20 protein-coding genes are annotated in these 19191 nt (G+C 70.8%); 12 read left to right on the top strand and 8 right to left on the bottom strand.

Annotation, left to right across the window (positions count from 1 at the left end; all coding sequences use genetic code 11):
- The first annotated feature begins 8 nt into the window (after window positions 1–8).
- Window positions 9–533, top strand: a complete 525-nt coding sequence (locus RALTA_RS16015) for a LeuD/DmdB family oxidoreductase small subunit (protein WP_012354911.1) — start codon at window positions 9–11, stop codon at window positions 531–533.
- A gap of 17 nt (window positions 534–550) precedes the next feature.
- Here the strand turns inward: RALTA_RS16015 and RALTA_RS16010 are convergent, their stop codons facing one another.
- The gene (locus RALTA_RS16010; protein WP_012354910.1) at window positions 551–1243 is read right to left on the bottom strand and encodes a phosphoribosyltransferase; all 693 of its coding nucleotides are present in this window, start codon (window positions 1241–1243) and stop codon (window positions 551–553) included.
- Between the two features lie 296 nt (window positions 1244–1539).
- Between RALTA_RS16010 and RALTA_RS16005 the strand changes: the two genes are divergently transcribed.
- On the top strand, window positions 1540–1728 hold the full coding sequence (locus RALTA_RS16005) for a hypothetical protein (protein ID WP_012354909.1): 189 nt from the start codon (window positions 1540–1542) through the stop codon (window positions 1726–1728).
- Here the strand turns inward: RALTA_RS16005 and RALTA_RS16000 are convergent.
- Complete coding sequence (locus tag RALTA_RS16000; protein ID WP_012354908.1) at window positions 1707–2606, bottom strand: LysR family transcriptional regulator; 900 nt, start codon at window positions 2604–2606, stop codon at window positions 1707–1709. The genes RALTA_RS16005 and RALTA_RS16000 overlap by 22 nt on opposite strands.
- 194 nt (window positions 2607–2800) lie before the next feature.
- Here RALTA_RS16000 and RALTA_RS15995 point away from each other — a divergent pair, with 194 nt between their 5' ends.
- Together RALTA_RS15995 and RALTA_RS15990 are read left to right on the top strand one after the other, a co-directional pair.
- Window positions 2801–3238 carry a nucleoside deaminase gene (locus RALTA_RS15995; protein ID WP_012354907.1) on the top strand — a complete coding sequence of 146 codons (438 nt, stop codon included), beginning with the start codon at window positions 2801–2803 and terminating at the stop codon, window positions 3236–3238.
- Window positions 3231–4490, top strand: a complete 1260-nt coding sequence (locus tag RALTA_RS15990) for a cyanate transporter (protein ID WP_012354906.1) — start codon at window positions 3231–3233, stop codon at window positions 4488–4490. The genes RALTA_RS15995 and RALTA_RS15990 overlap by 8 nt, the downstream gene beginning before the upstream one ends.
- 80 nt (window positions 4491–4570) lie before the next feature.
- Here RALTA_RS15990 and RALTA_RS30650 read toward each other — a convergent pair whose 3' ends face one another.
- Window positions 4571–4708 carry a hypothetical protein gene (locus tag RALTA_RS30650; protein ID WP_167330461.1) on the bottom strand — a complete coding sequence of 46 codons (138 nt, stop codon included), beginning with the start codon at window positions 4706–4708 and terminating at the stop codon, window positions 4571–4573.
- Window positions 4709–5085: 377 nt separating this feature from the next.
- Here RALTA_RS30650 and RALTA_RS30970 point away from each other — a divergent pair, with 377 nt between their 5' ends.
- The 8 genes from RALTA_RS30970 (at window position 5086) to RALTA_RS15950 (ending at window position 12718) form a co-directional block, all read left to right on the top strand.
- Window positions 5086–5211 carry a hypothetical protein gene (locus RALTA_RS30970; protein WP_012354904.1) on the top strand — a complete coding sequence of 42 codons (126 nt, stop codon included), beginning with the start codon at window positions 5086–5088 and terminating at the stop codon, window positions 5209–5211.
- A 29-nt stretch (window positions 5212–5240) separates the two neighbouring features.
- Window positions 5241–5558 carry a YXWGXW repeat-containing protein gene (locus RALTA_RS15980; protein ID WP_012354903.1) on the top strand — a complete coding sequence of 106 codons (318 nt, stop codon included), beginning with the start codon at window positions 5241–5243 and terminating at the stop codon, window positions 5556–5558.
- A 718-nt stretch (window positions 5559–6276) separates the two neighbouring features.
- Window positions 6277–7257, top strand: a complete 981-nt coding sequence (locus tag RALTA_RS15975; RefSeq protein ID WP_012354902.1) for a helix-turn-helix transcriptional regulator — start codon at window positions 6277–6279, stop codon at window positions 7255–7257.
- Between the two features lie 73 nt (window positions 7258–7330).
- The gene (locus RALTA_RS15970; RefSeq protein WP_012354901.1) at window positions 7331–8284 is read left to right on the top strand and encodes a glycosyltransferase family 2 protein; all 954 of its coding nucleotides are present in this window, start codon (window positions 7331–7333) and stop codon (window positions 8282–8284) included.
- A gap of 107 nt (window positions 8285–8391) precedes the next feature.
- Window positions 8392–9603, top strand: coding sequence for a GDP-mannose 4,6-dehydratase (gene gmd, locus RALTA_RS15965; protein WP_012354900.1), 1212 nt, complete (start codon window positions 8392–8394; stop codon window positions 9601–9603).
- Between the two features lie 28 nt (window positions 9604–9631).
- Window positions 9632–10624, top strand: a complete 993-nt coding sequence (locus RALTA_RS15960; RefSeq protein ID WP_012354899.1) for a GDP-L-fucose synthase family protein — start codon at window positions 9632–9634, stop codon at window positions 10622–10624.
- Between the two features lie 23 nt (window positions 10625–10647).
- Window positions 10648–11898, top strand: a complete 1251-nt coding sequence (locus tag RALTA_RS15955; protein WP_012354898.1) for a glycosyltransferase WbuB — start codon at window positions 10648–10650, stop codon at window positions 11896–11898.
- A gap of 40 nt (window positions 11899–11938) precedes the next feature.
- A complete protein-coding gene (locus tag RALTA_RS15950; protein ID WP_012354897.1) occupies window positions 11939–12718 on the top strand; it encodes a class I SAM-dependent methyltransferase in 780 nt (259 codons plus the stop codon).
- 61 nt (window positions 12719–12779) lie between these two features.
- Here RALTA_RS15950 and RALTA_RS15945 read toward each other — a convergent pair whose 3' ends face one another.
- The 5 genes from RALTA_RS15945 to RALTA_RS15925 all read right to left on the bottom strand — a co-directional run bounded on the left by RALTA_RS15945 (window position 12780) and on the right by RALTA_RS15925 (window position 19145).
- Window positions 12780–14000: a glycosyltransferase gene (locus RALTA_RS15945; protein WP_012354896.1), complete on the bottom strand. Its 1221-nt coding sequence runs from the start codon at window positions 13998–14000 to the stop codon at window positions 12780–12782.
- 93 nt (window positions 14001–14093) lie between these two features.
- On the bottom strand, window positions 14094–15470 hold the full coding sequence (locus tag RALTA_RS15940) for a hypothetical protein (RefSeq protein ID WP_012354895.1): 1377 nt from the start codon (window positions 15468–15470) through the stop codon (window positions 14094–14096).
- Window positions 15464–16654, bottom strand: a complete 1191-nt coding sequence (locus RALTA_RS15935) for a glycosyltransferase (RefSeq protein ID WP_012354894.1) — start codon at window positions 16652–16654, stop codon at window positions 15464–15466. Before RALTA_RS15935 ends, RALTA_RS15940 begins: the two co-directional genes overlap by 7 nt.
- The gene (locus tag RALTA_RS15930) at window positions 16651–17916 is read right to left on the bottom strand and encodes a hypothetical protein (protein WP_012354893.1); all 1266 of its coding nucleotides are present in this window, start codon (window positions 17914–17916) and stop codon (window positions 16651–16653) included. Before RALTA_RS15930 ends, RALTA_RS15935 begins: the two co-directional genes overlap by 4 nt.
- Window positions 17913–19145: a glycosyltransferase gene (locus RALTA_RS15925; protein WP_012354892.1), complete on the bottom strand. Its 1233-nt coding sequence runs from the start codon at window positions 19143–19145 to the stop codon at window positions 17913–17915. The genes RALTA_RS15930 and RALTA_RS15925 overlap by 4 nt, the downstream gene beginning before the upstream one ends.
- Window positions 19146–19191: the final 46 nt, after the last annotated feature.

Raw genomic sequence — 19191 nt, 5'->3', positions numbered from 1 at the left:
TTTCCCGCATGACCTCTGCCTTCGCCCCCGCCCCTGCCGGCCGCCTCTGGCGCTTCGGCGACAACATCGACACCGATGCCATGGCCCCCGCCGTGCTGATGAAAGCGCCGCTGCCGGTGCTGGCGCGGCATTGCCTGGCCGCGGTGCGGCCCGAATTCCCCGGCAGCGTCCGCCCCGGCGACGTGCTGGTGGCGGGCGCCAACTTCGGCATCGGTTCTTCGCGCGAACAGGCGCCGCAGGCGCTGCGCGAGCTGGGCGTGGGCGCGGTGGTGGCCCAGTCGTTCGGCGGGCTGTTCTATCGCAATGCCATCAACCTGGGCCTGCCGGTGCTGGTCTGCGCCGACACCAGCCGGCTGGCCGACGGCTCGCACGCGGTGCTGGACCTGGATACCGCGCAATTGCGGCTGGACGACGGCACCGTGGCGGCGTGCGAACCGATCCCGGCGTTCCTGCGCGCCATTTTGGCCGCGGGCGGGCTGGTGCCGCACCTGAAGGCGCGCCTGGCGCGCGAACGCAGCGCCCGCGGGGGCTGAAGCCGCGGCGCAGCGGCTCAGGCCGCCGGCGTGGACGCGCTGCGCAGCAGCGCCAGCGCCTCCTCGTCGCTGGTCTGGCTGAAATCGAGGTAGAACGCGCCGACCGAGCCGAAGCTGGGCGGCGTGTTCAGGCAGATCACTTCGTCAGCGGCCGCCGCCAGGCTGGCCAGCCCGTCCTGCGACCCGACCGGCGTGGCCGCGACCACGCGCGCCGCACCGGCCATGCGTACGCCTTCGAGCGCGGCACGCATGGTGGCGCCGGTGGCAACGCCATCATCGACCACGATCACGACGCGTCCGGCGCTGGCCGGCACCGGCCTGCCGCCGCGGTAGCGCTGCTGGCGCCGGGCGATCTCGTCGAGCTGGCGGCCGCGCTCGGCATCGAAGGTGCCGCTGTCGACGGCGCGCCGTGCCCAGGGATCGTCATTGACCACCGTGTGCGGTCCGCCGCCGCTGGCATCGCCCTCCACCACCGCGCCCAGCGCCAGCTCCGGGTAGCCCAGCGCGCCGATCTTGCGCACCAGCAGCACGTCCAGCTGCCCGTCCAGGGCGCGCGCCACCTCGAACGCCACCGGCACGCCGCCGCGCGGCAACGCCAGCACCAGCGGCGGCTGGCCCAGCTGCGCGGCGCCAAGGCCCAGCCCGGCCAGGTGGCGGCCGAGGTATTGGCCCGCCTCGCGGCGGTCGGCAAAGCACGGGGGCAAGGACATGGCGGTTTCCATCGGAGGGGGACGGCCGGTGCGCGCCCCCTCCGCCCAATATAGACCCTGGTTAGACCCTGGCTAGACCCTGGTGCTGCCGGCGGCGGCGGCCTACGGGCCACATCCGGCATCAAGCCAGCGCGATCGGGCGCCATTAGGCACGATGGTGCAACAGTGTGTTCAGGCTGGGGTGGCTGACCGCGCCGCAGTGCAGCATTACGATGGCTGCTGGCGCTGACAACGCCGCACTGTCTTTGCCGGGCAGGCCGCTTGCCTGCGCCCGGCCCGATCGCATGAGCCCTGACATGACCACGCCCTCCACCCACCGCGCCGCCACGGCGCAATCCCAGACCGACGCCACGGCAGACGTTTCCCCGCTGGCCGCCCCCGACATTCCGTTCGGTTCGCTCGAAGCCGCCGCGATGGCCGAGCTGCCGTACACCTTCCGCCCGGCCGGCACCTGCACCCGCTACTACAACGAGTTTTTCGGCTGAAGATCAGGCGGCGCCCCGGCCGCCATCACGGTCTCGCACAGCGCGGCCAGCCGCGCCGCCATGTCGCGCGCGGCCGCCGGCAGGTCAGGCTGGGCGTGCAGGCTCAGTTCGACATCCGGCACCGCGGCGGGCCATCCGTGCTCCAGCACGGTGTGATGCGCCGTGGCCAGCCGCCGCGGCAGCAGCGTCACGCCCAGGCCATCGGCCACCGCCGCCAGGATGCTGGCCAGGCTGGCGCTGACAAAGGCCACCCGCCAGCGCCGGCCGCCGGCGTCGAGCGCGTGCGTCATCTCGCCGCGATACAGGCCGCCCACCGGGAACGCCGCCAGCGGCACCGGGTCGCGTGCCACCGCCGGCCGGCTGCGGCTGTCGATCCAGCACAGCGGCTCGGGCCAGCTGGCCAGCCCCTGGACCTGGCCGGTGCGCTGCTTGACCAGCACCAGGTCCAGTTCCCGGTCCTGGAAGCGCTGCCACAGCTCGTGGCTCATGCCGCTGGTCACCTCCAGCCGCATGCCCGGCCAGTCATCGGCAAACCCGGCCAGCACCGGGGTCAGCGGCCGTGCGGCAAAGTCCTCGGGCACGCCCAGCCGGATCTCGCCCTGCCCGGCGCTCTGGCGCAATTGCCCCACCGCCTCGGCCATCAGCTGCTGCAACCGGCGCGCATAGCCCAGCAGGCGCTCGCCTTCCGGCGTGGTGGTGACATAGCGGCCGCCGCGGTCCAGCAGCACGCAGCCCAGCTGCTCCTCCAGCCGGCGCACCTGCTGGCTGACGGTGGACTGCGTCAGGTGCACGCGCTGCGCGGCACGGGTAAAGCTGCCGCTCTCGGCGACGGCGACAAAGCTCTGAAGCAACACGGGGTCCAGGTGGGGGTCCTGCATGGCGGGGCATCCATTGGTTTTTCCACTGCCGGCGATTTCATCATTTAATTTCCCAATTACCAAGGCCCGGCGTACAGTTGGGCACGATGCCCCGGCATGCGTGCGGGTGCCATCGACACTGACTTCAAGCGACATGCCGCGTTGCGCGCGAGCATGTACTCACTCTTCTGCCAACCATGACTCACCAGGAATTCATGCGCGAGGCGGTCCGCCTGGCGGTGGCCAACCGTGACCGCGGCGCACGGCCGTTCGGCGCCGTGCTGGTGCTCGACGGCGAAGTCGTCGCCACCGGCGTCAACGACATCGTCCACAGCCACGACCCCACCACCCATGCCGAGATGGAGGCGGTGCGCGCCGCCGCGCGCAAGCTGGGCCGTCCCGACCTGCGCGGCAGCGTGGTCTATGCCAGCGGCCATCCGTGCCCGATGTGCCTCGCGGCAATGACCATGGCCGGGGTGCAGGCGGTCTACTACGCTTTCGACAATCACGATGCCGCGCCCTACGGCATGTCGAGCGAGGCCGCCTACCAGGCGCTGCGCCTGCCGCTGGACCCGCCGCCGCTGCCGCTCACGCGGGTGCCGGTCGACCTCTCCGCCGCGCAGCTCTACGGCATGCGCGCCCGCCGTGGCTGAGAGCGCGCGCGCGGCGCCCCCGCGCTGGCTGGTGCTGGCTGCCGTGGCCGGCATCGGCCTGAACCTGCGGCCGTTCCTGACCGCGGTCGGGCCGCTGGCGCCAGCCATCCGCGGCGGCACCGGCCTGAGCTACCAGGGCATGGCGTGGCTGACGCTGCTGCCGATGCTGCTGATGGGCGTGGGCGCGTTCTTCGGCCCGGCCATCCGGGCCCGGCTGGGCGCGCGCACCGCGGTGCTGGGCGCGCTGGCCCTGCTTGGCGCCGGCTGCGCGCTGCGGCTTGGCGTGGCCGGCGGGGCCTGGCTGATCGCCTCGGCGGCACTGTGCGGACTGGGCGTGGCGGTGGTGCAGGCGGCGTGCCCGGGACTGGTCAAGCAGGAGTTCCCGGCGCGCGTGGCGCCGGTGATGGGCTTGTATTCGGCCGCCCTGATGGGCGGCGGCGCGCTGGGCGCGCAGCTGTCGCCCTACGTGAACGAGCTGGCCGGCAGCTGGCGCGACGCGCTGGCGCTGTGGGCCGTGCCCGCGCTGGCGGCGCTGGCACTGGCGTGGGTGGCGCTGCCGCGCGGCCCGGTCCGCCAGCCGGCATCGGCGCCGGCCGCGCCGTCCGGCCGCCCGCCCAGCGCCGCCGGCAAGACCCGCGCGCTGCTGCGGCGCCCGCGCACCTGGCTGCTGATGATCAGCTTTGGCGTGATGAACGGCGGCTATGCCTCGCTGGTGGCGTGGCTGGCGCCGTTCTACCAGAGCCATGGCTGGAGCGCGCCCGCCAGCGGCTCGCTGGTGGCGCTGATGGCGGTGGCGCAGGCCGCTGCCGCGCTGCTGCTGCCGGCGCTGGCGGCGCGCCGCCTGGACCGGCGTGCCTGGATGGCGCTGGCACTGGCCATGCAGGTCGCCGGCTTTGCCGGGCTGGCGCTGTGGCCGGACGCGGCCCCGCACGCCTGGGCCGTGATCGGCGGCGCGGGCCTGGGCGGCTGCTTTGCGTTGTACCTCGTCGTGGCGCTGGACCACCTGCCCGATCCCGACAGCGCCGGCGCGCTGAGCGCGGTGATGCAGGGCGGCGGCTTCCTGCTGGCGTCGCTGGCACCGTGGATTACCGCCATGCTGCAGGCCCGCACCGGCAGCTTCGCCGCGGGCTGGTGGTACCACCTGGCGTGCGCGGCCGTGGTCGGCGTGCTAACCATGCGGCTGGACCCGGCGCGCTACGGCGCGTCCTTCGCGTTGCCGGCGCCCGCCGGTTGCGCGCGGCAGCCGGGATGAGACCGGCCCGGCCGAGATGACGGCGAACGGCTGATACCAGTCCGGCCAGCAGCCGGCTCAGGACCGGCGCGCCAGCGCCCTCAGCGGGCCGGCGCGACCTCCACCACGGCGGTGGCATCCGCCGGTGCCGGCGCCTGCGGCAGTGCGAACAATGCCGCGGCGGGTGGCGACAGGCTTTGCAGCCATTGCAAGGCAAGCACGATGAGCATGACCGGCATGGCGCCTCCTTCCCGCATCCGTGGCCACTTCCCACTGGTATAGCGCATCGCGCCCGGATGGCGCCCCATGCCGGGGTCGGCCTTCGCCTTCCTGCGTACCCGTTTCTGCGTGCGCGCCGGGCTTGCCGTCTTGCGAGAACTATTTCGCATGTAACGTCACATTACCTTCCCGGTTGTGCCGGGGCGCGGTCCGCCCGCTCCGCGGCAGTGCCCGCCGGGCCTTGCCTGGCAAGGGTTGCCGGCCGCTCATGCCGGCCGGGCGGGGGCTTTCCCGTTCCGTCGCCGCTTGTGAGACAGGCTTACAAGTGCAAGCGCGCAGCGGGAGGGCCGGCCGCTACATTGAAGCCGTGTCCAACGCGATCCCGCCAGGAGCCAAGATGAAACGAGCCCTCTCGCTGGTGGTGCTGCTGTCTACTACCGCCGCACTGCTTTCCGCCTGCATCGTGGTGCCCCCGCGCGGCGGCCCGCCGCCGCGCCACTACCACCACTACGACCGCTACTGATTCGTCCCACCGCCCAAAGGAGCCCTCCCATGAAACGCCAACTCCTGCTTGCTGCTGCCGTCCTTGCCACGGGCGGCGCCTTCGGACTGACCGCCCCTGCCGAAGCCCACCCAGCGCCTGTCGCCGGCGGCTACGACCACCCGCCGCCGCCGCCGCGCTATGAGCCGCATCCGGGCGCGCGCCGCGGCCAGGTCTGGGTGCCCGGGCACTGGGAAGCGCGCGGCGGACGCTACGCCTGGCGCGGTGGCTACTGGCAGCCGCAGCGCGTCGGCTACCGCTATGTGCCCGAGCGCTGGGTGCGCGGGCCGCACGGCTGGGTGATGCGCCCGGGCCGCTGGGTACGCTGAGCCGCTGGCACCCCCTTCCGGCACCGCGCCGGCTTCCCCACCAATGGGTGGTGGCAAGCCCGGCGCGGCCGGTGCCGCCGGCGCCGCAGCGCTCATCCACGGTTGCAGCCACGCCTCATCCAGAAGCACTAGACCATGTGCGCGAGCTGCCCCCCAATCTCCCGAATTGATTTCGCAACCCACATTTCCGGGGCGCGTTTCATAATTGGAGCAGCGCCATTGAAGCCGTATTCCGGACACCCCTCAATAGGGTTATAAAACCGTCATATACGGGATTGGATAATCAAATCTGTTTCAGATTTGCAACCAATTTAATTCTCAATGTCACATCGGTGAAACCACCTGGGATGGCGTCAGCGCGGCGTTTCCGGAACCTGGCAGGTATAAATACGGCATATTTGAAAGGATTATGAAGGTCCTTTCATTCCCTCCCTCATTCCACCTCGAACCCACTCGCTTGCATTCCCCTCCCCCACCCCATAAGATGAATTCCAACTGATTTAGGAGTAAGAAGCACCCGGGTTCGGATTTCGGGGTCATCCTTCCAGCCATGGCCAGTTCCACCAGAACAACGGAGCCGCCAGGCATGGAAGCATGGGGGTCAGCCGCAGAGCCAGCCACCAGTCGCCAGCATCGTGGTGACGGCGGTCCTGTCATGTCGTCCATACGCCAAAGTGCCCCGCAGTCCGCCCCCGGGTAAAAACGGGGAGTGAAGTCCATGAATGCGTTGCTGATCGAGGAGCATCCGTTGCTCCGCCTCGGGCTGTTGCAGATGCTCGAGAACATCCAGGAATCCGCCCAGGTTGCGGCGGTCGCTCCCACGGATATGGCCAGGCTGGATGCCCGGCACCAAAACGCCGACCTGCTCGTCTTCGGCATGCCAGCCGACCCCGCGCCCGGCTGGCTGTTGCTGGAACAGGCCCGGCAACTGCTGGCGCCACAACGCATTCTGGTCCTTGCCGACACCCTGCCCTTGCACGTGCCCACCGCGGACAGCGCGCGCGGCATCTGCGGCTGCCTGCCCAAGTCGGCCTCGCTGGCGGTGATCGAAGCCGCCATCCGCATGGCCGTGTCCGGCGTCCAGGGGCTGGTCTTCACTGCCGAGACCGGCACCCTGCCCTCGGCGTCGCGCTCGGCGATGCCTGCCACGCAGTCACTCGCCTCGGCTGCGCCGCTGCCGCTCAGCGCCGCGCATCCGGCCCAAGCGCCGGGGGAGCAGTTGTCGCTGGCGTCCTGCGCCAGCACGCCCCGCGCCGCCTTGCGTACCACCGTTGCGCTGCGGGACCTGACCGAGCTGCGGCCCGGCCAGCCGCTGTCGCCGCCGGCCCCGGCGGCTGTCTCGCCAGCGCCCGCGGCCATGCCGCTGACCGAGGAAGAGCCCGGCTACGACGAGGCTGAGATGCTCAAGATCACGCCGCGCCAGTACGAGGTGCTGGTGCTGCTGGCGCGCGGCTATCCGATCAAGACCGTCAGCCGCATGCTCAACATCTCGGTGGCGACGGTGAAGAGCCACGCCTGCACGCTGTACCAGCGACTCAAGGTGCGCAACAAGGGCGAGGCCGTCTACGCCGCCCTGCAGCGCGGCGCGACGCTGGAGTGGGTCAGCGGCGACGAACGCATGACGCGCGAAACCAATGGCGCCGGGGTGGCGCCACGGCGCAACGAACCGCCGTGCCAGGCGGTCAGGCCGGTGGCCTGAGGGTTTTGCCGCGCCGTGCCCGCACAGACGGGCCGGCGCAAGGCCGGCGCTTGCCGGACGGGGAGGGGTCATCATGCAAGCCAGCACGTTCTTGCCCAGCTTTTCCGTGTGCGTCAGCACGCGCGACCATCCGGACGGCCTGCGCCGTACCCTGCAGTCGATCGCGGCATCCACCATGCCGCCGCACCAGTTGATCGTCTGCGATGACAGCAGCCACGACGCCACGCGCGCGCTGATGCGCGACGCGTACCCCGACATCCCCTGCCTGGACGGGCCGCGGCGCGGCGCCGCAGCCAGCCGCAACCGCTTGCTGCGCGCGGCCACCGGCACGCATGTGCTGTTTCTCGACGACCACGCCACGCTGGGGCCGACCTTCCTGCAGCAGATGGGCGAGCGCCTGGCCGACGACTTCATCTACCGGGTCGCCGCCGGTGGCAACGCCGACGCGCTGGTGCTGACCGGCACGGCGATATGCGCGGGCGAATGCCTGCGGCCGCAGCGCGAGGATTTCCTCGGGCAGCCGTTGCGCCAGCCGCCGCGCCGGGCCGCGCGGGCGCGGCCGTTGTGCGCAGTGGTGCTGTCCAGCACCGTGTTCCCGCGCGCGCTGCTGGAGCGGCTGCCGTTCGACGAATGGCTCGATGCCGACTATGACGTCGCCGACCTGACAGGACGCGCGGTCTATGGCTGCGGCTGCCGCATCGAGCTGATTCCCAGCGCGGTCAACCAGCTTGATGCCCAGCGGCCGCCGCCGTGCGCGGGAAGCCCGGCCGCCGATGCCGCGCGCATGGTCACGATGCTGCACCGGTACGGGCGCAGCCAGCACCGCCACGACAAGGCCGCGCTGTTCCTGATGCTGGCGCTGCCGCACAACCTGGGCCAGCACCTGCACCGCAGCGGCTGGCGCGGCGTGGCGCCGTTCTGGGCCACCACGCGCCTGCTGTGGCAGCACTTGCGGCTTGCGCGGGGCCAGGAGGGCAGCGCCGAACGCGCCCGCGCCGAGGTCGCGGCGCCGATGCCGCGCACCTGATCCGTGGCGGTGGGCCCACACCGCCAACCGCCGTTGTGTGGGGTAGCAGACGGTGCGGCGCTGCAGCGCGGCGCTACAGTCGCCCCACTTGCTAACGGATCAGAGCCATGGGCGCAAACGAGCTGGACACTCTCGGTCATATCACCGCCAGCGGGCCGGAACGGACCGCGCCACGCGGCCGCAACGGCATCCGGCGCGCGCTGATCACCGGCATCACGGGGCAGGACGGCTCATACCTGTGCGAACTGCTGCTAGGCAAGGGCTATGAGGTCCACGGCATCAAGCGGCGCAGCTCGCTGTTCAACACCGAGCGCATCGACCACCTGTACCAGGATCCGCAGGCGCAGGAGCGCCGGCTGATCCTGCACCACGGCGACATGACCGACACCGCCAGCCTGGTGCGCGTGGTGCAACAGTCGCAGCCGGACGAGATCTACAACCTCGCCGCGCAGAGCCACGTGCAGGTCTCGTTCGAAGAGCCAGAATACACCGCCAACACCGACGCCATCGGCACGCTGCGCCTGCTCGAGGCGATCCGCATCCTGGGCATGGAGAAGCTCACGCGCTTCTACCAGGCGTCCACTTCCGAACTCTACGGCCTGGTGCAGGAGATCCCGCAGAAGGAAACCACGCCGTTCTACCCGCGCAGCCCGTATGCCGCCGCCAAGCTCTATGCCTACTGGATCACGGTGAACTACCGCGAGGCCTATGGCATGTATGCCTGCAATGGCATCCTGTTCAACCATGAAAGCCCGGTGCGCGGCGAGACCTTCGTCACGCGCAAGATCACCCGTGCGATCGCGCGCATTGCGCTGGGGCTGCAGGAAACGCTGTACCTGGGCAACCTGTCGGCGCTGCGCGACTGGGGGCATGCGCGCGACTACGTTGAAATGCAGTGGCTGATGCTGCAGCAGCCCGCGGCGGAAGACTTCGTCATCGCCAGCGGCGAACAGCACAGCGTGCGCGAGTTCGTGCAGCGCGCGGCGCGCGAGCTGGGCATCACCATCACCTTCCATGGCAGCGGCGTCGACGAGGTCGGCATCGTCGAGCATGTCGATCCGCCCGCGCGCGGCGGGGCGATCGCGCCGGCGTGCAAGCCGGGCGAGATCGTGGTGCGCGTCGATCCGCGCTACTTCCGGCCGACCGAGGTGGAAACGCTGCTCGGCGATGCCAGCCGCGCGCGCGAGCGCCTGGGCTGGACCCCGCGCATCGGCTTCGCCGAACTGGTCCGGGAAATGATCGAGGCCGACTACGCCGCCGCGCGACGCGACGCGCTGGTCAGGCTGGCCGGATTCCAGGCTTTCAACCATCTTGAGTAGCCGTCCGGGCGGCCACCGCGAGGATCCCATGAACCAGGCCCTGGCAGCGCGCCCGCGCATCTTTGTCGCCGGCCACCGCGGCATGGTCGGCTCGGCCATCGAGCGCGCCCTGCGCGCGCAAGGCGGCGCCGACATCGTCACGCGCACGCACGCCGAGCTGGACCTGTGCGACCAGGCGCAGGTGCAGGCGTTCTTCGCCGGCCAGCGCATCGACGCGGTCTACCTGGCCGCGGCCCGCGTCGGCGGCATCCATGCCAACAATACCTACCCCGCCGAATTCATCCATCAGAACCTCGCCATCGCCACCAACGTGATCCATGCCGCCTGGCAGGCCGGCGTGCGGCAGCTGCTGTTTCTGGGATCGAGCTGCATTTACCCGCGACTGGCGCCGCAGCCAATCTGCGAAGCGTCGCTGCTGACCGGCGCGCTGGAGCCGACCAACGCGCCCTACGCTATCGCCAAGATCGCCGGCATCATGCTGTGCGACAGCTACAACCGCCAGTACGGTACCGATTACCGCTGCGTGATGCCGACCAATCTCTATGGGCCCGGCGACAACTACCACCCCGACAACAGCCATGTGATACCCGGACTGGTGCGCCGCTTCCACGACGCCCGCCTGGCAGGCAGCGCGCGCGTGCCGGTGTGGGGCACCGGCAAGCCCTTGCGCGAATTCCTGCACGCGGACGACCTGGCGCGTGCCTGCCTGCATGTGATGGCGCTGTCCACGCCAGCCTACCGCGAGGCTGCGCCCGCGGGCTTCCTCAACGTCGGCAGCGACGACGAGGTCTCGATCGGCGCGCTGGCGGCACTGGTGGCACAGGTCACCGGCTATCGCGGCACCATCGCCTTTGAAGCCGACAAGCCCGACGGCACGCCGCGCAAGCGGCTGGACAGCAGCGCCATCATGCGCACCGGCTGGCGCCCGCGCATTGCGCTGCACGACGGCCTGCGCGGCGTCTACGAAGAGGCCTGCCGCACCGGCACCTTGCCCGGCGGCATCGCGGCCGCGCTGGCCTGACCCCGAACGCGCGCGGAGCGGCCATGAAGATCCTGATCTACTGCCAGAACTACGCGCCCGAACTGACCGGCATCGGCAAGTACACCGGCGAGCAGGCGCAATGGCTGGCCGCGCGCGGCCACGAAGTGCGCGTGATCTGCGCGCCCCCGTACTATCCCGCGTGGCGCGTCAGCGAGGGCTACAGCGCGTGGCGCTATGTCCGCGAAGCCCACGACAGCGTGACGGTCTACCGCACGCCGGTGTGGGTGCCGCGCAAACCCTCGGGCCTGCTGCGCATCCTGCACCTGATGAGCTTTGCGCTGAGCAGCGTGCCCTGCATGGCGGCGCAGCTGCGCTGGCGCCCCGACGTGATCTTCGCGGTCGAGCCCACGCTGATGTGCAGCCCGGCGGCGCTGCTGTTGGGCAGCTGCACGCGCGCCCGCACCTGGCTGCACGTGCAGGATCTCGAGGTCGATGCCGCGTTCGCGCTGGGCGTGCTGCGCCATCCCCTGCTGCGCCGCCTGGCCACACGCATCGAGCGCGCGCTGACCACCCGCTACCACCGGGTCTCGACCATCTCGCAGGCGATGGCGGACGCGTTGCGCGCCAAGGGCGTCAGCAACGCGCGCCTGAGGCTGCTGCCGAACTGGGCCGACCTGCACGAAGCCCCGGCCGACGCGGCGCTGGCGTTCCGACAGGGCCTGGGGATTCCTGCCGGTGCGGTGATCGTGCTGTATGCCGGCAACATGGGCAACAAGCAGGGCCTGGAAGTGCTGGCCGATGCCGCGCAGGCGCTGCAGGGCCACGCGCACATCCACGTGGTGCTGTGCGGCGACGGCAGCGGCCGCGCCGCGCTGCAGGCGCGCTGCGCGGGCCTGGCACGCGTGCACTTCCTGCCGCTGCAGCCGCAGGCGCAGTTCCACGCCATGATGGCGGCGGCCGACATCCACCTGCTGCCGCAGCGCGCCGATGCCGCCGACCTGGTGATGCCTTCCAAACTCACCGGCATGCTGGCGAGCCGGCGCGCGGTCATTGCCACGGCGCAGCCCGACACAGAACTGGGCCGCCTGGTGGCGCGCGTGGGCGTGCTGGTGCCGCCCGGCGATGGCAGCGCGCTGGCGCACGCCATTGCCACGCTCGCCTGCCAGCCGCAACGGCGCGCCATGCATGCCGCCGCGGGCCGCGCCTGGGCCGAAGCCCATCTCGGCCGCGACGCGGTGCTGGCGCAACTGGAATCCGCACTGCAGGCACTGGTATCACCGCCTGCCGCGCAAGACGCCTCCGCGGTTGCTTGACCGCGGAGGCGGCAAATGCTCATCACCCAGGGGACCCGTCATGAGCCAGAACACCGCCGCCACGCAAGCCGCACTGGCGCAACGCCTGATGCAAACCATCAAACCGCTGGTGCCAGTCTGGCTGCGCACGTACTACCACGTGCGCCGCGAGCAGCAACATGACGCACGCTACGGCACCAAGCCGCCTGGCGAAGTGTTCTCCGACGTCTACCACAGCAGCCTGTGGGGCGAGGCGGACGAGCCAGGCTTCTTCAGCGGCACCGGTTCGCACGATCCGCGCATCGTCGAGCCCTACGCCGAGGCGGTCACCGCGCTGCTGCGCGAGTTGCCGCGCAAGCCGGACGTGGTCGACCTGGGCTGCGGCGACTTCCATATCGGCAGCCGCATCCGCCCGGCCTGCGGGCGCTATGTGGCCTGCGACGTGGTGGCGCCGCTGATCGCATCCAATCGCGCGCGCTACGCCCACCTCGATGTGGATTTCCGCTGCCTCGACATTGCCGGCGACGAGCTGCCCGCCGGCGACGTGGTGTTCCTGCGCCAGGTGCTGCAGCACCTGGACAACGGCAGGATCGCGCGCGTGCTGGCCAGGCTGCACCGCTACCAGGTGCTGGTGCTGACCGAACACTTGCCGCTTGCGCGGGATTTTCCGCCCAATGCCAAGAAGCGGCTGGGCGCCTCGACGCGGCTGGCGCGCATGGTCCCGAGCGGCGTGGTGCTGACCGCGCCGCCGTTCAACCTGAAGCCGGTGCACAGCCGCGTGCTGTGCGAGGTGCGCGAAGGCGCGGGCGTGATCCAGACCGTCGCCTACACCCTGCATTGAGCCAGCATTGCGGCGACGCCCGCGCCACGTCGTCGTTGCGCGGGCTTGGCACCATCTGGCCTCAGCCAGCCTCGGCCTCCGCCGTCTCGGTGGCCGAGGCAGGCGCCAGCGCGGCCAGGTAGATCGCTTCGTACTGGTCCAGCGCGCGCTCCGCCGAGAAATGCCGCGCCCAGGCCAGCGAGTCGGCCGAAAGCTGGTCGAGCCGCGCCTGCGGCCACGACAGCAGCTCCAGCAAGACCCCCACGTTGCGCCGGGCCCAGGCCTGCGCCTGGTCCGGCTCCATCGGCTCCATCAGCAGCGCGAGCCCGCCGCCGATCTCCTGCATCGGCGCGCGCGCCGTCGTCAGCACCGGGATGCCGCACGCCATCGCCTCGATCACGGGCCAGCCGAAGCCCTCCTCCAGGCTCGGGAACAGCAGCACCGCCGCGAGCGCATAGGCGGCGTGCACGGCCGAGGTGGACATGCCCTCCAGGAAACGCACCTGGCCACCCAGCCGTTCCGCGCCGGCGGCCAGTTCGCGCATGGCGGGGGTCGGCTCGGAACCGATCATCCACAGCGGACGCGGCGCGGCCGCGGCACCCCCATGGCCCGCACTGCTGGCCTCGCAATAGGCCTGGTATAGCGCCAGTACGCCTTCGCGGTTCTTGTACCACTGGTTGCCGCCGATATGCACCAGCATGCCGGGCCGGATATCGTCGATGCCCGCCGCGTGCAGCCGGCGCAGGGCGACATCGGGCGCAAGCGGACGGAATGGATAGTTGAGCCCGTTGTGCACGACCTGCACATGCGGCCTCGGCCCCGGATGCAGGCGCAGCAGGTCTTGCGCGGTCTTCTCCGACACCGCGACAAAGTTGCGGCCCAGCGCGATGCCGCGCAGGATCAGCGCCTGGTAGAGACGCCCGCTGGCCGACAGCTGGCGGCCGGGGAACTCGCCCGCGGCGGTGCGCTGCGCGATGAAGTCATGGCAGTGGATCACATGCGGGCGGCGGTGCAGCAGCCACATCCACATGCCCAGCGAATGATCGGTCAGCACCACCAGCGCGCCCGCGCCATCGCGCCGCAGCCGCCACCACGCCCACGCGGGGAAGAGCATGTACTGGTCGACATAGCCAAGCCACTTGCGCAGGCCCGGGCGCGTGGACAGCCGCACCAGCACGGCGGGCGGCGTCCATAACTGGGCCTCGTGGCCGCGCTCGCGCATGCCTTCGACGATCATGGCCGCGAAGCGGTCCATGCTGTGGCTGCCGAAAAAGGCGGGATGACCGAACAGGATGAGCCTCATATTGCTTTTCTTCGCGGATCGATGTGGATGTCCGATGTGGATGCCTGATGTCGAGGCCCGATGGGAATGCGCAATGGGGTACGTGGCCCGCCGCTAGCGCGTGTGTCGTCGCCGCGGCCGCGCGCGCTTGTTCGCGCCCGTCAGCCGCCCCTGCCGCTCCAGGCGCGTGACCGCCATGGTGAAGCCGACAAAGAGAAAGCCCAGTACGTTGGCGGTCAGCTGCCCGATCAGCGACCACGTCATCAGGCACAGCGTGCTCACCAGCCACAGCAGGATGGCAAAGCAGCTGCCGGTGCGGCGTGCCGCGCCGACGGCAAGCCACAGGCCGGCCACGCACACGGCAAACTTCAGCGCCACGTACAGGTAGCCGAGCAGGCCGGCCTCCTCGACGGTGCGCCCGGTTTCGGTCTCGGACAGCATGAAGGTGATTTCGCCGCGCTCGAGATAGCTGGCCAGGTTGCTGCCGCGTCCAAGCCCGACTCCCAGCAGGGTGGGCTTGGCATAGGCCTCGCTCTCTCCCAGGAACATGGTGCCGACACGCTCGCCGAAGTCCTCGTCTTCCGCGGCATCGTGGAAGCGCTGCACCGTGCTTTCGACCGACGCGCTGAACACGGCCATGGCCACGGCCCCGATCAGCACCGCCACGCCGACCCAGACCAGCACGCGGCGCTTGGCCACGCTGCGCCCGAACATCAGGGTGCACAACGCCGCCACCGCGAACAGTCCCGGCAGCAGCAGCACGGTGGCGCGCGAACCGCTCACCAGCACGCTGACCAGCAGGCTGCCCAGCACCACCAGCGCATACAGCCAGTGCCGCTTGCCCTCGCCGCCGAGCACGTATTGCAGCGCGATCGGCATGGTGATCGCCAGGAAGGTGGTGTACCCCAGCGTGAACGAGAAGGTGCCGGTGGTGCGCACGATGTCGCCGACCATCATGAAGACGCGGTCTTCGTCGCCGTCGACCTGCCGGTTCAGGAAGCTGCCGGGCGGCAGGAAGTGCTGCAGCACCACCAGCGGCGCCATCAGCACCATCAGTACCAGCGTGGTCTTGCAGATCGCGGCAACGTCCTCGGGCTCGAGCATCAGCGCCGCGGCCACGCCGAACCACACATAGAGCAGCCAGAAGCGCAGCCCGACCAGCATGATGGCGACGCTGGCGTCGCCGGCGATGGTCTGCACCAGCCCCCACGCCAGCACCAGCGCGCTCCATAGCAGCAGCAGCCGCATCGCCCGCCGCGCCGGCGTGAAGCCGCCATAGCGCATCGCGTAGTAGATGCCATAGACCGCCAGCAGGTCGCGCAACAGCACCAGCGGCAGGCTCAGCGAACCCGCCACCCACTTGCGCGCCGCGCCTTCCAGCACGGCCACCAGGAACACCAGCAGGAACACGGTGCCGAAGGTGGTGCGGGCCTGGCGGCGGAGGCGCGAGCGCGCCAGCGGCGCCAGGGGTGCGGCGGAGTGGCTCAGCATAGCGTCGCGATGGTTGCGACCGCGGCGCTGCGATACCTGGCCCAGGTGTACTTCTCCCCGGCCAGGCTCGCGTACGGGCGCGCCTCGTCCAGGCTGGCGCGCACCGTGGCAAGCTCCAGCATGCGGTCATACAAGGATTGCGCGCTGACCTGGACGACCCAGCCCGCGCGCGGGAATTCCCGCAGGATCTCCTTGGCCCCGACGCGCTCCGACACCAGCGCCGGCGTACCGCAGGCGAGCGCCTCGGCCACCACCATGCCGAACGAATCGAAGCGCGAAGGCAGCACCAGGCAGTCGGCGTCGGCCAGTTCCTGGTAGAGCGCCGGCTGCGGCAGGGCGCCGAGCAGCGTGACCCCGGGGGTCGACGCCAGGGCCGCGGCCAGCCCGGGCTCGGCACCGCCGCCGGCCACCGCGAGTTCCGCCTCGGGCACCTGCGCGCGCACCATGGCAAAGGCCTGCTGCAGCAGGTCGACGGCCTTGAGCGTGGTCAGGCCGCCGGCATACAGGAAGCGCGTGCCGGCGCGCGTGCGCCGGCGCTGCACGTTGACCGGCGGGGTGGCGCCGAGCAGGATCGGCCGCAGCTTGGCGCTGGGCACGCCGGCCTGCGCGTAGGTCTGCGCGGCAAACTCCGAACAGGTGATGACCAGGTCTGCCAGCTCCACCTCGCGGTCCTTGCGTGCGTCGATGCATGCCAGGTACGGGTCGGGCTGCAGGCCGAGCAGCTCCGCCGCCGTGGCGCGATGCACCGCCGGCGCATCGAGCACGCAGCGCGCGCCGATGCGGCGGGCGGCCTCGAAGGTGCGCATCGCCGAGTTCTCGTAGGCCACCACCACGTCGGGGCGCAGCGCCTCGACGCGCCGCGCCGCCCACGCATCGAACAGGTGGAACACGCGGTGCGCATAGGCCGACTGCGACATGCCCAGATAGCGGTTGAGACCGATGCGGCGATGCAGCCCCAGCTTGAGCATGGCCGGGAAGCACAGCGGATGGCGGCGCAAGGCCCTGGGGATGCCGACCTCGCGCACCTTGGCGCCGAGCGACGGCGGCAGCCACCACGGCGCCGGCTCGCCCGGCCCGCGCACCGGCACGCCCGACCAGTACTGGCACAGCAGGCCCTGCTCGTGGAGCGCCTGCGCCATCTGGTGCGAATGCTGCAAGCCGGGGTGGGTGACCAGCACTTTCATGGACGGCTCCCGTCGACACCCAGCACGGCCGGCGGCAGCAGCCGCCCGGCGCGGATCGCCCCCGCCAGCTCGCACAGCACCGCGACGCCAAGCCCCGAAGCCAGGCCGGCCTCGAACCAGAGCACACCCCGCAGCGTGGTCAGGTCGAGCAGGTGGGGCGCGGCCAGGCACCAGGCGATCACCACCGGCACCTGCATGTAGTTGAAGTGGTTCAGGCCGCGGTTGGCCAGCAGTTCCCAGGCCACGCCGGCAATACTGTAGGCGCCGGCGCCCAGGCAGGCGATCAGCAGTTCCGAGGACAGGCCGGCGTAGTTGGCGCCGACCAGGCGCAGCAGCAGGTCAGGCCACAGCCAGGCCAGCAGCACCAGCGTGCAGGCCGGCATCGAACCCAGCAACAGCCAGCCCAGGTACTGGCGCAGCACGTGCACGCGCGCCTGGGAAAAGCGGGGCACGACATACGCGCCCACCACGATGCTGACCGGCACCAGCAGCTGCCCGATGCGCGACAGCGCGCCGATCGCCGCGGTCTGGCTGACCGCGCCGTAGAACGCGACGATGCCGAAGGCAAACTGCGACTGCAGGCAGTAGAACGCGTCCATGGGAATCTGGCGGCGCGTGATGGCGCGGATCGAACGCTGGTCCTCGGCCATCGGCTCGGCCGCTTTCGCCGGCAGTTCGCGGCGCAGCCAGCGGCGCACGAACGGCACGCGCAGGCCGGCGAACAGCGTGTTGACCAGGCTCGCGGCCAGCGCGCTCTGCAGCCCCGCCAGGTAGATCCCCCACGACAGCACCAGCCGCGCGCCCGACAGGCCGGCATCCAGCACCTGCAGCGCCGGCGCGCGGTTGGCGAACAGCAGCACCTGGTCCACCACGCGCGACTGCATGTCGAAATACCACATCGTCAGCAGCGTCAGCAGCAACGCGGCGATCAACGCCAGCGATGCATGGTTGCGGTACATCAGCACGCCGGCGACGATCAGCAGCGGCGGCAGCAGGAAAACCGAGATGCGCTTGCGCTGCGCCAGCGCGGCGCGCGTGGCCTGGGCCGCGCGTTCGCGGTCGGGCCAGGTGCGCCCCAGGATGGCATTCAGGCCGAAATGGATACCGCCCTTGGTGATGATCGACATGGCGCCGACAATGGCCCCCGTGACCGTATAGATCGCGTAGTCGCCCACGCTGAGCCAATGCGCCAGCAGCAGGCCGGTGACGGCGCCCAGCCCCTGCGACAGCACCGCGAAGACAAAGATGCGCAGCGCTTTCATGGCGTGCCGCCCGGCGTGGCGCTGGTGGCGGCAGACGCGGGCGCGGGCCGCGCCGCGGCAGCGTCGGCGGGCGCAAGCGAGGGCCGCTCGCCAACGATGTCCAGCAGCCGCTGCGCGCTCTGGCGCACCTCGTAGCGCCGCTGGAAGCAGTCGCGCGCCTGCACCCGCATGCGCGCCTGCGCGGCCGGCTCGGCTTGCAGCCATTGGCGCAGGCACGCGCCGGTGCCCGCGGCGGTGTCGGCGCCGGCCAGCCCGGCGCCGTCGGCGACGATTTCGCGCCAGATGTTGACCTTGTCGGAAATCAGCACCGGCACGCCGCAGCCCAGCGCCTCGGCCACGGCCACGCCAAAGTTCTCCTGGTGCGACGGCAGGCTGAAGACCTCGGCCGCGTGATAGGCGCCCCATTTCAGGTCGCCCGACAGCATTCCTGTCCAGCTCAGCCGCTGCGCCAGCCCCAGGCGTTCGGCCTGCCGCGCCAGGCGCTCGCGCAGCGCCGCGTCGACCGGGCCCGCCAGCACCAGATGCAGGCGGGGGTCGGCGCCGGCCACGCCGGCAAAGGCCTCGACCAGCAGGTCGCATCCCTTCTTCTCGTGGATGCGGCCGAGGAACAGCACGATGCGCTTGCCGCGCAGTGCCGGGAACGCGGCGAGGAAGCCCTCGCGCAACGGCGCGGCGGCGGTGGGCGGCTGCGCGGTGCCGTATCCCGCCACCAGCTCGCGGCAGCGATAGGGCCAGAACGCATTGCGCGAGCGCCGCTGCTCTTCCTCGCAGGTGAACAACACGGCGCGCGCGCCGCGCAGCACCCAGTAGTCGCCCAACAGCCAGTACAGGCTCTTCTTCAGGTGCTTGAGCGGATAGCGCTCGCGGAACCACGGATCGAGCATGCCGTGGGTAAAGACAAAGTACGGCACCTTGCCGCCGCGCAGCGCAAGGCAGGCGGCGAGCGCATGGAACTGCCACAGGCCTTCGACCAGCACGGCGTCGTAGTCGGCCGCATGGGCGCGCAGCCACGCCAGCATCCTCCGATTGAAACCGTATTTCGTCGAGGTTGGGCCCAGCGCGACCACATTCATCTCGCTGGCCCGCACGAACGGGGCGTCGGGTGCGTCGCCACAGCAGACGTCGATCTCGGCGCCGCGTTCACGCAGCGGCTGGCGCAATTGGCGGATGCCTTCGATCGGGCCACCCCCGGCGGGGTTGATGGAGGGTATGACGTGCAGCAGTTTCATGGTGCAGGGCGATCTCCGGAATCCGCGCGTCGTGCCCGCTTGCTTT

It is taken from the genome of Cupriavidus taiwanensis LMG 19424, from assembly GCF_000069785.1.
Lineage (GTDB): Bacteria > Pseudomonadota > Gammaproteobacteria > Burkholderiales > Burkholderiaceae > Cupriavidus > Cupriavidus taiwanensis.
Note: the sequence above shows the minus strand (reverse complement) of the source record. Positions and strands in the feature narration are given on the sequence as shown.